The following is a 12,223-nucleotide window of genomic DNA, read 5'->3' on the forward strand; positions in this document are numbered from 1 at the left end:
AAACATAAAACTATCATAATTTAAGTACTGAATGGCTCAACAACAACGCAGACCTTTTCGACCCGTTAGACAAGAAGAACCGTACCGCATCAATGAACGTATCCGTGTCCCGCAAGTTCGTTTAGTTGGTGAAAATGTCCCTCAAGGTATTTATGACATTCAGCAGGCTATAAAGTTTGCAGAAGAACAAAACCTTGATCTGGTAGAGATTTCTCCCAACGCTGTCCCTCCCGTTTGCAAAGTAATTGACTACTCTAAGTTCAAATACGAGCAAAAGAAAAAGCAGAAAGAGATCAAGGCCAATGCCCAGAAAGTGGTTATTAAAGAGATTCGCTTCAGCCCGACAACCGACGATCATGACTATGATTTCAAGCTGAAACATGCGATCAACTTTTTGAAAGAAGGCGCCAAAGTAAAGGCTTATGTGCAGTTTTCAGGCCGTGAAATTGTGTTCAAAGACCAAGGTTATAAACTTTTGGAACGTTTTGCCAAAGCATTGGAAGAAGTTGGCAAAGTAGAACTTGAACCAAAACTCGAAGGCAAGCGCATGAGCATGATTTTGACTCCTAAAGCGATTAAAAAATAGCCTCTTCTTCAATCATCGGAAATCTGTTTTCCATTTTTGAAAAGAAATAAATAACGAAAAAGCGTCAGCCACAGGATTTTCCTGCGGCTGACGCTTTTTCGGTTTAAGTGCTAGCGTTATCTTCAGTAGCCGGGTCGGGTTGTGAGCAATCCTTCTCACCACGACAGTCTCTCTGTGTGGAGGGTTGCTCACAACCCGACCCGGCCACTGAAGGCAATTCTTTCCTTGTAAAACCTGAAAACTTTCACCTGGCTACTTAAAAATTGGCCAACGTGAATTTTACCGAAACAAAATAATCAACACTGCTCCAATTACCATCACAGCGGCTCCTGCAAGTTTGCGCCAAAGTTGCGTTTCCTGAAAGAACTGCACACCCAATAATACACTCACCAAAGCCGAAATCTGGAACAATGCCAGAGCGTAGCTTACCTGAATGCCTTCAAAGGCGTAATTGGTGGAAAGCTGCATTAGGCCCGCCGAAAACCCCAAGGCTAAAAATTGCCATTTGTACGTTTTTAAAACAGAATAATGCGCTCGAAAAGAAGTGCTTTGCAGCGTAAAAAGGAAAGCCGTAAACGAAAATAGAAAACCGCCCACGCACCAGGAAACAAAGGCTAAATTGGCGTTGGTAGCTACAATGATCTTTTTTAAAAATAACGCATCAATGGCCGAAAGAAACAACGCCAGAAAACGATACTGTACTTCCCGTTGTTGAAAAATCTGCCAACTAAACCGTTGTGAAGAAGATGATTGACTCAACACAAAATAACTTCCCGCTACGATCAGCAGCATTCCGCTGATGCCCCAACCGTTGGGGATTTCTCCCAACAAAAAAAGCCCGAAAACTAAACTGACCAGTGATTTGTAGGCGTTGATAGGCCCCAGTACCGACAAGTCGCCCTGATGGAGTGATTTGACCAAAAAGTAATTTCCGGCTACACCCAGTATATTAAAAATAATTGAGTTATACCAAAATGAAAGAGGAAGGGCGATGGGCGGATTCAAAAAAAGATAAAATATGCAACCAATACTCAACAACCCATAAGTACTTGTAACAACGAAGAGAGGATGGGCTTGGCGCTGGGTTAGGTACTTTTGGAAAACGTTCGACACCGGGTTTACCAAAATCCTAACCCCAATCGCCAAGGCAGTTGTAGATATAAAAAATAAAAGCATTAGCTTTTTCTACGTCAATTTTAGGTTTGTCGGATCCCAATTCACTACTTTTTTCTCAAAGTAGCTTTTGTTGCAGGCCAGCACCGGAGCAGCCGCACGGAATCCGAAAAGGGGGTCTTCCACAATGGGAGAATTCGTCAGAATACCGTCAAAAAAGGTCTTGAAATGATTTTTGTGCGCGTCGTCGTCTTGCGGAGCGTCAAATTTTACTTCTTTGACAGGTTCCGGCGTGCGGGTTTCGGCGGGGTATTTGGCGTCGTAAGTTGCCAGGTATTCCTGTTGCTGTGCGGTGGTAAAGGTACCGAAACTCTCGCCGTTGCTATAGCCGGGAGCCGCCGCAAGCTTACGTTTGGTCAAGGTAAGAGATTCTCCACTAAACGTGATCTCCCCTTCATTGCCGACAATGCGTGTTACATTTTTAATGGAACCGGCGTTGGCAAAATTCACCCTCAATACCATTTGGAAGGGATCCAGTTTACCCATTGCCGGGTATTCCATGGTGGCGATCATCACATCAGGTACGTCGCGGCCGTCTTTCCAGTAGGAGAGTTGTCCCGAAGAAAAAATTCGATTTGGTCCCAATGCGCCCGTCACAAAATGAACTCCTGTGATAAGGTGAACGAATAGGTCACCCGCCACACCCGTACCGTAATCACGGTAATTGCGCCAGCGGAAGAAGCGCAAAGGATCAAATGCCCGCTTGGGAGCATCTCCCAAAAAGGTTTCCCAATCGATGGTTTTTGGGGAGGCATCTGTCGGAATGGAATATTGCCACGCACCAATGGCGTTAAAACGGTCATTGGTCGATTCTATGAAATTGATCATGCCGATATCGCCCGCTTCAACGAGACGTTTAGCTTCTTTAAAAGCCGCTCCGCTGATGCGCTGACTGCCGATCTGCATTACTTTTCCCGCAGCTTTGGCCGCTGCAATGACCGCAGCACCTTCTTCGATGTGTTGTACCATCGGTTTTTCGCAATATACATGCTTCCCTTTTTTGAGAGCCGCAATGGAAATACGGTCGTGCCAGTGATCGGGGGTAACGATAAGGACGGCATCAACGTCTTTGCGTTCGAGTACTTCACGGTAATCGCGGGTCGTAAACACATGATTGCCAAACACTTCTTTCGCATGAGCCAAACGGCCGTCGTACAGGTCAGCCACAGCTACCAATTCACACATTTCGGTACGTAAAGCAGCCCTGGTGTCCGAAAAACCCTGAATCCCCATTCCAATGGTGGCAATACGCACTTTGTTGTCGTTCAGGCTTTTGATGATATTAAAATGGGGTACTGCGGCGGTAGAAGCAGTAACAACACCTAATTGTTTGACAAAGGTGCGACGGTCTGTTTTCATAGTCAGTGGGGATGAAGTTTAGTTGGGTAAATTGGTTTCAGGAAAATTATTTTGTTATTTTGAAAGAACCTAAAAAGCGCTACAAAATGCGTTGACGCAAGTTATGAATTTATAAAAAACATAAATTCCTCCTAACACTCATAAAAATCAGCGTTCAAACATTTATACTCAGGATGTTGCCTTACTTTTTCGATTAAGAATTTTACGTAAAAGCCAAGTGACAAACAAAACCACAAATACAAAGGCGACAATTGGAAACCAGAAGGTAAAAAAAGTAAATACGACCGAAAGAAGATTTTCAAACGTAGCAACGACCGGGTTGGCAACGCCGCCGCTGAACTTCGTAGAAGCCAAACGAACCAAGCTTGTACCCGCCTGAATAAACCCTGCCGTGCCACCGCCCATAATAAGCCCTAAACCCCATTGCAGGATGGGATTATCGATCTCAACAAATGAAGTAGTCAGCAGTGTACCTGCGGCAAACGCGGCAGGTGTTGCGATGGTATCGAGCAGATTATCAACCCACGGAATGTAATAGCCGCCAATTTCAAGCGTGGTAGCAGTAGTTAAAATCGCGATAGCGGTCCAGGTGCCCATCCACTCAAAGCCCGTCGTAACATTGGCAAAACCAAAATGAATGGCCAAGCTGCTCAATAAAAGCGGCACAAACACCCGAAATCCCGAACAGGCGGCCAAACCAACGCCCAAACAAAGGCTGAGGAAGATTTCCATGATAAAGAATAAGGGTCTTTTAATTACCTTTGGTTTGAGTAACTAATCTGAAATGCAATATGCGTATTACGAATCTAAAAATAGAAAATTTTAAGCGCTTTACTGATTTATCTATTAAGCAAATTCCCGAGTCGGCCAAATTAGTACTTTTAATAGGCTCCAACGGGTCGGGAAAATCTTCTGTTTTTGACGCGTTTGATTGGTTGGTTTCAAAAACAAAACCAGAAGATTATTTCAAAAATGAAATAGATCGAAGAGAGTATTATTCAAAAAATATAGATTTAGAGCCTTCTGCTGAAGTGGTACTCAGTAATGGAAGTATTTTACAAAAAAACCATTTTTATGACGCTAAACTTAATTATAAGTTTATTGGGAGAAGTAGTATTAGGATTATTCCTCGTATTTTAAACCAACCTCGACTTGATCAAATTATCAATGATTTTGACTCTCCCGCAACTTACATTGAAAATGATACACGTTTTATCAATGATGTTTATTCCTACATACAACAGATTAATAATGCTGTCAGAGAACCAATCTTTAGCGGTCGTTCGGCGGATACATATCAAATATTTCAAGAGTTTATCGTACCTCTTAACGTCTCGCTTTTGAATATTTTGGGAGAAGAAGGGCGTACTACGATTCAAATTGCAGAGTTTGAAGATGCCGGGCCTCAGAAAAATGCAAGACTGATATTTAAAAAAGGAGAGTCGAAAATCAATTATGACCTGCTGAGTCACGGGGAAAAACAAATCGTGATTTTGCTGCTTAACTTTATTGTTCGTCGTAAGTATTATGAGGATGCGATTATTTTTATTGATGAAATGGACTGCCACCTCAACACCTCCATTCAATACCGTTTATTGGAAGAAATTGTGACCCAATGGATTCCGGATAGTGCACAACTCTGGACAGCTACTCATGCCCTTGGCTTTATAGATTATGCAAATAAATCTGAACAGGCCGCTATTATTGACTTTGATTTATTGGATTTTGACTTGCCGCAAGTGCTTTTCCCCCAGCCCAAAAGCAGCTTGGAAGTATATGAAATCGCCATTCCTAAAGTGGTATTGTTTGAGTTAATGAAGGATCGAAAATTGGTTGTATGTGAAAATCAAAACGATGAATATTACAACCTGCTGCTCCTGCCTGATACAATTTTTGTAGGAGTGAAGGATGCACGTGATGTTTTTTTACACGTAAAAAGAGATGCTCGTTATCATTCTGTTCGTGATCGGGACTTCTTGAGTGACGATGAAATCAAACGGATTAAGGAAGAATATCCGCATCATCATATTCTGACGTATTACGATTTTGAAAATTACCTTTATCACCCGGACAACATTGCTGAAATTGCCCCGCCCAATTACTCAAAAGAGCGTTATTTAAAAGAAATTATTGCACAGAAAAAGCATAAATTAAATCGAAAGATTTTACCTGCCCTGATAGCATCTCGCCAGACGTATGAAGAATTCAAAACAAATCCTAAATTCAAAGATAAAGACGTAGAATCAGAATCAATAGTAGCTGATTTGGAAAGTGATGATTTAGAGCGCTTTTACAAGTATTTTGACATGAAGGAGCAATTTGATAAATTCTGCCTGGCTTCATTCAATCTTAAAAAAGAAGATTTAGTAAGAACTAATTGGTTTAACCTGCAAATTCAAAAAGTACTCGCGTAGGGGTGGGGTTTACCTCCACCCTATTTGGACCAAACAAAGGCTGAAAAAGATTTCCATGCGTATATGAATGTGGGAATGGAACGCTGATTGTATATGATTTTTATGATTACATACTATCACCTTAAAAAATCATACATAATCAGCCTTCCATCAAATGAACGTCCTATTTCTTTATCTCATACGCGGTTACTGTATTCTTATAAAAATTGGGGATAAGTACCGTTTTTGATTGTGGAATGTAGCCGAAGTCGGCAGTATTGACCTGAGGATCTTTACTGTCGATAAGTTTCCATACTTTTCCGTCAGGTTTTACATAATATACCTCACCGTGCCAACAGGAGATCAGGTAATCGTCGCCGTAGCGCAGAATACCGTCGGCGGTTTTGTTAGCCATGGCCCAGGAAGTGTATTTTTTGGTGTTATAATCCATTTTCCAGAGATTTCCCGAACCCGCAGAAGCCACAATGAGTTGGTCTTTTTCGGCAAAAACGCCGTTAGGACCCTGTAAATTAGGATCATCTAAGAACATTTCCATGTTGCCATCGGCGTAGCGATAAAGTTTATGCCCGCGGGAGTCACTCACAAAAACCTCTCCTTTGGGACTCACACTTACGTCATTGAGCATAACCGAGTTTACAGCAGGGTAGCGCTTGATGATACTGCCTGTTTTTAAGTCAATCTCCACTAAGTCTTTCAAATCGGCCACAAACAGCGAGTTTTTCAGAATACCCATGCCTTTGGGGTCGTTGAGTCCGGTAGTCCATTTGAGGGTTTTGATCTTACCATCGGTACTCAAAACAGAAATAAAGCCGTCACTGTCAGGATTTTCAACGTTCACTTTGTTAATGTTAGCCACAAACAAACGTTTGCCTTGTGGGTCGTAAAGAACGGATTCAGGCGTGCGCAGTAACGTGTCGGATTTCCATAATTGATTCAGGCTAACGGGAGCGCTGTCTTGAGCATAAGCGGTGCTGAGGCCGCCCATAACGAGAGTAGAAAGAATAAAAGTGAAAGTTTTCACGGTAAAAAACAGTTAGAAGTGACTTAAATTAATAAAATAAACACTTTATATTTAAAAGCAATGAAGCTATCTAAACTACGCGTCTATCTATTACTTATGGTGTCATGCTGCCTGTTTACTTTTTCTGCGGTCGCTCAAAAGAACGAGAAACTGTTTAACGGCAAGGACTTGAAAGGGTGGAAGATCTACGGAACAGAGAAATGGTTTGTCGAAAACGGTGAGTTGGTGTGCGAAAGCGGACCCGACAAAGGATATGGCTATCTGGCAACCGAAAAAACGTACAAAAACTTTGAATTAAGCGTTGATTTCAAACAGGGCGCCAACGGCAACAGTGGCGTATTTATTCGTTCAAATATCCCTGACGGCAGCACTAAGATCAGCGGGTGGCAAGTGGAAGTAGCGCCGCCAAACCACGATACGGGAGGTATTTATGAATCATATGGACGTGGCTGGATCGTACAAATCCCGGACGAAAAAGAAGGGTTTTTAAAATTCGGTGAATGGAATACATTGAAGATCCGGGCCGAAGGTTCTCGGGTGCAGACATGGCTCAACGGACATGAAATGGTAGACCTGACCGATGAGAAACTTGGGGCCGGAAATGGCTCCATTGCGCTCCAAATTCACGATGGCGGAGGAATAAAAGTAAACTGGAAAAACTTGGTAATTAAGTCGTTATAAGGTTTTTGAGGGGGAGATATTTTTATCTCATTCCAAAAAACGCTACCTTTGAACTCAATTCGCAGAAAGACCTTCCATATCCGGGTAACTTTGCCTGAAAGATATGGAAGGTTTTTTTATTAAACAGTACCTAATGCTGACGTACCAAGTCCTAACGCGTTGATTTGGCGGGTCGATTATCACATTCTTATGACATTTGATTCATTAAATTTAATAGAGCCTATTCTGAGAGCAGTAAAAACAGAAGGCTACACCACACCCACACCTATTCAAGAACAAGCCATTCCCATTGTACTCGAAGGAAAAGACCTGTTGGGATGCGCCCAAACAGGTACCGGAAAGACGGCGGCTTTTGCTATTCCCATTCTTCAGTTGTTGGTGCAGCGCCAAACACATTCGTCGCGTCGCGAAAAACGCACGATCAAGGCGCTTATTTTAACACCTACCCGTGAGTTGGCCATTCAGATCGGCGAAAGTTTTGCCTCGTACGGCCGGCATACCGGTTTGAAACACACCGTTATTTTTGGTGGTGTAAAACAGTTACGCCAAACCGACGCGCTTCAAAATGGCGTTGATATTTTGATCGCTACGCCGGGTCGTTTGATTGACCTGATGGCTCAGCGATTTGTGAGTTTGAAACACTTGGAAATCTTTGTACTGGACGAAGCCGACCGGATGCTTGACATGGGTTTTGTGCACGACGTGAGACGAATTATTGCGGTAATTCCTCCCAAACGCCAATCGCTGTTCTTCTCGGCAACCATGCCTCCGGAAATCGTAAAATTGGCCGACACCATTTTGATCAAACCGGAAAAAGTGGAAGTGACGCCCGTTTCATCGACGGTTGATATTATTAAGCAATCCGTATTTTTTGTGGATAAGGATAACAAAAATGCGTTGTTGCTCCATCTTTTGGAAGATAAATCCATTGAAACGGCGTTGGTTTTTACCCGTACCAAACACGGTGCTGACAAAGTAGTAAAAGTACTGTTGAAGCATGACATAAAGGCGGAAGCCATTCACGGCAATAAATCACAGAACGCCCGTCAAAATGCGTTGAATAATTTTAAGGAGAAATCTACGCGTGTGTTGGTTGCTACCGATATTGCCGCTCGCGGGATTGACGTTGATGAATTAGCGTACGTCATTAACTTTGAAATTCCTGAAATTCCTGAAACCTACGTTCACCGGATCGGACGCACGGGGAGGGCAGGAGCCAAAGGAACAGCCTATTCTTTTTGTGATAATGAAGAAAGGGCTTCGTTGAAAGATATTCAGAAACTGATTGCCAAGGTAATCCCGGTGATAGAAGAGCATCCGTTTCCGATGGGCAAAAAGTCCATTGAAGAAATGGGTAAACCACAATCTAACGCTGCACCGAGGGGTAATAAACCATTTAAGTCAGAACGCCCCGCCGACCGACCGAAAAAGAAATGGTTTTCACGTAAATAAAATTAAACAAAAAAGCCGCTGATAAGGCGGCTTTTTTGTTTAAAGCAGAGTGCTAGGTACTGCAAATCGGGCATGTACCCTGAATGAGCAGATTGATTTCTTTAGTGGCAAATCCCTGCGGAAGTTTTACGGCAGGAATATGCACCTGATCCAGGCAGGTCGTTTTTCCGCAGAGTTCACATTTGAAATGAACATGATCGTGGTGATGGTCATGGTCATGGCAAACTTCTTTACACAACGCATAACGTAACCCGTCTTCATCCAAGACCTTGTGAATGATGCCTTTATCCACAAACGTTTTGAGCGTACGGTAGATGGTTACGCGGTCATAGCGATCCTCCAGACCACTTTCCAGATCCCCGTGCGAAAGCGCCGAGTCGCGGTTATGCAGTATAGCTAAAATGTCTTCACGGCAGCCGGTATGGCGCAATTCGTGCAAACGTAATGTATCTTTGGCGAAAGTATTCATAGGAAGGTCTTTCTTGGCCGATCATTGTTATTCGGTACGGGATTGGAAATGTATTTCTATAAAGGTTCCAATTCCGACCTTGTTACTGTAAAACTGTTTTAAACACTCCGAAAGTTCTCAACTTTCAGGAAGTTATCAAAATTACAACGTTTAATTTCCGGATTCATGATAAAAATCGGCATCATCAATGTTTCAGACCGCGCCAGTGCGGGTATTTACGAAGATATTCCGGGCAAGGCCATTGTCTCTACCCTTAACGAATATTTGAAAAGTGAATGGGAACCGGTCTATCGGGTCATTCCCGACGAACAACATCTTATCAGTCAGGCGCTTGTTGAAATGGCCGACAAAGAAGAATGTTGCCTCGTGGTAACAAGTGGCGGTACAGGCCCTGCTCCGCGAGACGTAACGCCCGAAGCTACCGAGGCGGTTTGCCGGAAAATGATGCCGGGTTTTGGAGAACTGATGCGGCAGGTGAGTTTGCAGTACGTTTCTACGGCTATCCTGTCGCGCCAAACGGCGGGAATTCGCGGAAAAACGTTGATCGTGAATTTACCGGGAAAACCCTCCGCCATTCGTCAATGTTTGGATGCCGTTTTCCCTGCCATACCCTATTGCATTGATCTGATCGGAGGTCCTTTTTTGGAAGCGAACGAAGCCGTGATAAAAGTATTCAGGCCAAAATCGTAAGAGTTGAGAAATTGAATGAACATGCGCAAAGGTAAGTTGAAAGTTATGCCGCTGAAAATAGCCTGAATACAGGTTGTATCAGTATTTTATTCACTATTTGGCGTTTTAATGTGAAAAAATACATCAATCATTACCTTTAATTATGACTTCTGAAAAAATAGCGTCTCTCCGTCAGGAAATTGAAACGTATCTTACAGGCGGCTTACTGCCTTTTTGGATTACCCGCACTGTCGACAAAGAAAACGGTGGATTTCTCACTCATTTTGACCAATTTGGCCATGATTCCGGCGAAGATGAAAAATCACTGATTGCTCAATCGCGTTCCGTTTTTACCTATTCTTCCGCGCACCGTGCAGGTTATGGCGATGGAGTATTGGCAGAAATGGCCCGTCATGGGGTCGATTATTTGATCAACAACATGTGGGACAACGAGTACGGCGGTTTTTACTGGATGACCAACCGCAAAGGCGAAGTGACCATTGACCAAAAAATCGTGTATGGCCTTAGTTTTTGCATTTACTCATTGAGCGAATATACACTTGCCACCGGCGATCCGCGTGGTCAGGAATACGCCGAAAAAACCTTTGACCTGCTCCAAAAGTACGCCGTTGATACAAACTATGGGGGCTATTTTGAGATGTTTAACCGCGATTGGACGCTCAAAGGCCCGGGAGCTGCGGGAGGCGACCGCAAAACCCTTGATGTGCACATGCACCTCATGGAAGCCTATACCACGCTGTATGAATGTACGGGCAAAGAGATTCACCGACGTAAGTTGTTGGAAACCATTGAATTGTTGGTTAATCGCGTGATGCACCCTGAATTCGGGACCGGTATTCCGCAGTTTTGGGCGGATTGGAGCGTGGCTCCGCAGATCAAGTTTGATATTGTTTGGGGATGGGACCGATTTAATCCCGACGGACTTAAATCCGCAGCCGAAGACAATACCAGTTATGGGCACAATTCAGAATTTGCGTGGCTTTTGATGCATGCCTTAGATATTTTAGGGTTGCCGTATGATACGTACCGTGACCAAATCACTAAATCCTATTCACATGCCGTAGAAAATGGTGTCGATTGGGAATTTGGAGGAGTATACGTAGAAGGCTCACACGCCGGGCAGGTATACGACAAAGAAAAGGAGTTTTGGCAACAGGCCGAAATGCTCATTGGTATGTTGGATGCGTACCGTTTTCTGAAAGATGAAAAATACCTGAAAGCGTACGAAAATGTTCACCGGTTTGTCTTTGATAAAATGATCAATCACTCTCTGGGCGAATGGTGGCCGCTTATGACGCGTGAAGGAGAACTGATTTGGAAACACATGAGCCATTCGTGGAAGATCAACTACCACGACGTGCGTTCAATGATTCAGTCGATTGTACGTCTGGATAAGATCGCAAAAGGAGTATAGGCAGACATAAAGCTAATTTCAAATCCATTTCCCACCCGGGAAATGGATTTTTTGCTTTTAAGAAAACCCGTCGGCCTTTATCGCTTTTTACTCACTTTTATCTTAGTGATTACCGATAAGTAGAAAGCCATACCAATTCCCTTAAAAATTAAACACTTCTTCAACAGGTACTTTTTGTTAATTCGTTTGGCTTTAGGCTTTTAGTGTAAAAAGGCCGGCGGAACAATTTATAACTTATACTCTCAATTGCTTTTAAAACCGTCTCAACTCCAATAACAAATGAAAAAACTTTATTTTATGGCTCTTGCTGCTTTGTTGGCCGGCCCGCTTTTCGCCCAAAAGAATTGGATCGTCTTATTTGATGGCTCGTCTACCAATGCGCTGAGAGGCTATAAAATGGATACTTTTCCCGAAGGAGTCTGGACGGTAAAAAACGGCTCCCTGATCGCAGTGCCCAAAACAAAAAACGTGGATATGGTCAGCAAAGAGCGTTTCAAAGACTTTGAATTGGAGTACGAATGGGCGGTAGATACAGCGGCCAATTCAGGCGTATTTTTCCACGTTCAGGAAAAAAAAGCCATGGAATCGGGAAATGGAAACAGCCCTAACTGGCTGGAAAATTTTGAGATACAGATATTGGATGATAAATATTTCAACGATACCGCCGCCATACGTTCAGCCGGTTCTTTGTATGATCTGATCGTTCCCAAAAATAAGACCTTGAAGCCCATCGGGCAATTTAACCAAGCTCGGTTGATTCACAAAGACGGTCACGTAGAGCATTGGTTGAATGGAAAAAAAGTGCTGGAATTTCAAATCGGCAGCCCTGAAATGAAAGCTATTCTAGCCAAAAGTAAATTCAAAAATAACCCCAATTACCATACCGATACCGAAGGGCACCTGATGTTTCAGCACCACGGGCAACGGGCTTATTATCGAAATATACGTGTGAGGAGATTGTAGC

General features: G+C 43.3%; 12 protein-coding genes. 7 read left to right on the forward strand and 5 right to left on the reverse strand.

Translation table 11 applies throughout. The features are described 5' to 3' along the window. The first annotated feature begins 31 nt into the window (after window positions 1-31). Window positions 32-586, forward strand: coding sequence for a translation initiation factor IF-3 (infC, locus tag ACQY73_RS01725; protein WP_013930115.1), 555 nt, complete (start codon window positions 32-34; stop codon window positions 584-586). Window positions 587-865: 279 nt separating this feature from the next. On the opposite strand, the gene ACQY73_RS01730 is transcribed toward infC, so the two are convergent. From ACQY73_RS01730 to ACQY73_RS01740, 3 genes are all read right to left on the reverse strand, one after another. Beyond that, complete coding sequence (locus tag ACQY73_RS01730) at window positions 866-1,762, reverse strand: EamA family transporter (protein ID WP_428660590.1); 897 nt, start codon at window positions 1,760-1,762, stop codon at window positions 866-868. A gap of 9 nt (window positions 1,763-1,771) precedes the next feature. After that, entirely contained in the window at window positions 1,772-3,118 is a 1,347-nt protein-coding gene (locus ACQY73_RS01735; RefSeq protein WP_428660593.1) for a Gfo/Idh/MocA family protein, read from the reverse strand. 168 nt (window positions 3,119-3,286) lie between these two features. Beyond that, window positions 3,287-3,850, reverse strand: a complete 564-nt coding sequence (locus ACQY73_RS01740; RefSeq protein WP_428660596.1) for a DUF4126 domain-containing protein — start codon at window positions 3,848-3,850, stop codon at window positions 3,287-3,289. A gap of 59 nt (window positions 3,851-3,909) precedes the next feature. Here ACQY73_RS01740 and ACQY73_RS01745 point away from each other — a divergent pair, with 59 nt between their 5' ends. Continuing rightward, window positions 3,910-5,532, forward strand: coding sequence for an AAA family ATPase (locus ACQY73_RS01745; RefSeq protein WP_428660598.1), 1,623 nt, complete (start codon window positions 3,910-3,912; stop codon window positions 5,530-5,532). A gap of 163 nt (window positions 5,533-5,695) precedes the next feature. Here the strand turns inward: ACQY73_RS01745 and ACQY73_RS01750 are convergent, their stop codons facing one another. Next, window positions 5,696-6,553, reverse strand: coding sequence for an SMP-30/gluconolactonase/LRE family protein (locus tag ACQY73_RS01750; protein WP_428660601.1), 858 nt, complete (start codon window positions 6,551-6,553; stop codon window positions 5,696-5,698). A gap of 96 nt (window positions 6,554-6,649) precedes the next feature. Here ACQY73_RS01750 and ACQY73_RS01755 point away from each other — a divergent pair, with 96 nt between their 5' ends. Both ACQY73_RS01755 and ACQY73_RS01760 read left to right on the forward strand, forming a co-directional pair. Then, window positions 6,650-7,234 (forward strand): 3-keto-disaccharide hydrolase, encoded by a 585-nt coding sequence (locus tag ACQY73_RS01755; RefSeq protein WP_428668603.1) that lies wholly within the window; start codon window positions 6,650-6,652, stop codon window positions 7,232-7,234. A gap of 189 nt (window positions 7,235-7,423) precedes the next feature. Beyond that, complete coding sequence (locus ACQY73_RS01760) at window positions 7,424-8,686, forward strand: DEAD/DEAH box helicase (RefSeq protein ID WP_428660604.1); 1,263 nt, start codon at window positions 7,424-7,426, stop codon at window positions 8,684-8,686. Between the two features lie 52 nt (window positions 8,687-8,738). Here ACQY73_RS01760 and ACQY73_RS01765 read toward each other — a convergent pair whose 3' ends face one another. Then, window positions 8,739-9,155, reverse strand: a complete 417-nt coding sequence (locus ACQY73_RS01765; RefSeq protein WP_428660606.1) for a Fur family transcriptional regulator — start codon at window positions 9,153-9,155, stop codon at window positions 8,739-8,741. Between the two features lie 165 nt (window positions 9,156-9,320). Here ACQY73_RS01765 and mog point away from each other — a divergent pair, with 165 nt between their 5' ends. The 3 genes from mog to ACQY73_RS01780 all read left to right on the forward strand — a co-directional run bounded on the left by mog (window position 9,321) and on the right by ACQY73_RS01780 (window position 12,222). Next, on the forward strand, window positions 9,321-9,845 hold the full coding sequence (gene mog / locus ACQY73_RS01770) for a molybdopterin adenylyltransferase (protein WP_428660609.1): 525 nt from the start codon (window positions 9,321-9,323) through the stop codon (window positions 9,843-9,845). Between the two features lie 142 nt (window positions 9,846-9,987). Beyond that, window positions 9,988-11,259 carry an AGE family epimerase/isomerase gene (locus ACQY73_RS01775; RefSeq protein WP_428660612.1) on the forward strand — a complete coding sequence of 424 codons (1,272 nt, stop codon included), beginning with the start codon at window positions 9,988-9,990 and terminating at the stop codon, window positions 11,257-11,259. A gap of 279 nt (window positions 11,260-11,538) precedes the next feature. Then, entirely contained in the window at window positions 11,539-12,222 is a 684-nt protein-coding gene (locus ACQY73_RS01780) for a 3-keto-disaccharide hydrolase (RefSeq protein WP_428660614.1), read from the forward strand. The last annotated feature ends 1 nt before the right edge of the window (window position 12,223 follow it).

Source organism: Runella sp. (genome assembly GCF_965279615.1).
Taxonomy (GTDB): domain Bacteria; phylum Bacteroidota; class Bacteroidia; order Cytophagales; family Spirosomataceae; genus Runella.

What these genes read in the sequence shown, in the direction of transcription:
- infC (WP_013930115.1), top strand. Translation starts at nt 32, where the DNA reads ATGGCTCAACAACAACGCAGACCTTTTCGACCCGTTAGACAAGAAGAA.
- ACQY73_RS01780 (WP_428660614.1), top strand. Translation starts at nt 11,539, where the DNA reads ATGAAAAAACTTTATTTTATGGCTCTTGCTGCTTTGTTGGCCGGCCCG.
- ACQY73_RS01765 (WP_428660606.1), bottom strand. Translation starts at nt 9,155, where the DNA reads ATGAATACTTTCGCCAAAGATACATTACGTTTGCACGAATTGCGCCAT.
- mog (WP_428660609.1), top strand. Translation starts at nt 9,321, where the DNA reads ATGATAAAAATCGGCATCATCAATGTTTCAGACCGCGCCAGTGCGGGT.
- ACQY73_RS01730 (WP_428660590.1), bottom strand. Translation starts at nt 1,762, where the DNA reads ATGCTTTTATTTTTTATATCTACAACTGCCTTGGCGATTGGGGTTAGG.
- ACQY73_RS01735 (WP_428660593.1), bottom strand. Translation starts at nt 3,118, where the DNA reads ATGAAAACAGACCGTCGCACCTTTGTCAAACAATTAGGTGTTGTTACT.
- ACQY73_RS01745 (WP_428660598.1), top strand. Translation starts at nt 3,910, where the DNA reads ATGCGTATTACGAATCTAAAAATAGAAAATTTTAAGCGCTTTACTGAT.
- ACQY73_RS01755 (WP_428668603.1), top strand. Translation starts at nt 6,650, where the DNA reads ATGGTGTCATGCTGCCTGTTTACTTTTTCTGCGGTCGCTCAAAAGAAC.
- ACQY73_RS01740 (WP_428660596.1), bottom strand. Translation starts at nt 3,850, where the DNA reads ATGGAAATCTTCCTCAGCCTTTGTTTGGGCGTTGGTTTGGCCGCCTGT.
- ACQY73_RS01775 (WP_428660612.1), top strand. Translation starts at nt 9,988, where the DNA reads ATGACTTCTGAAAAAATAGCGTCTCTCCGTCAGGAAATTGAAACGTAT.
- ACQY73_RS01760 (WP_428660604.1), top strand. Translation starts at nt 7,424, where the DNA reads ATGACATTTGATTCATTAAATTTAATAGAGCCTATTCTGAGAGCAGTA.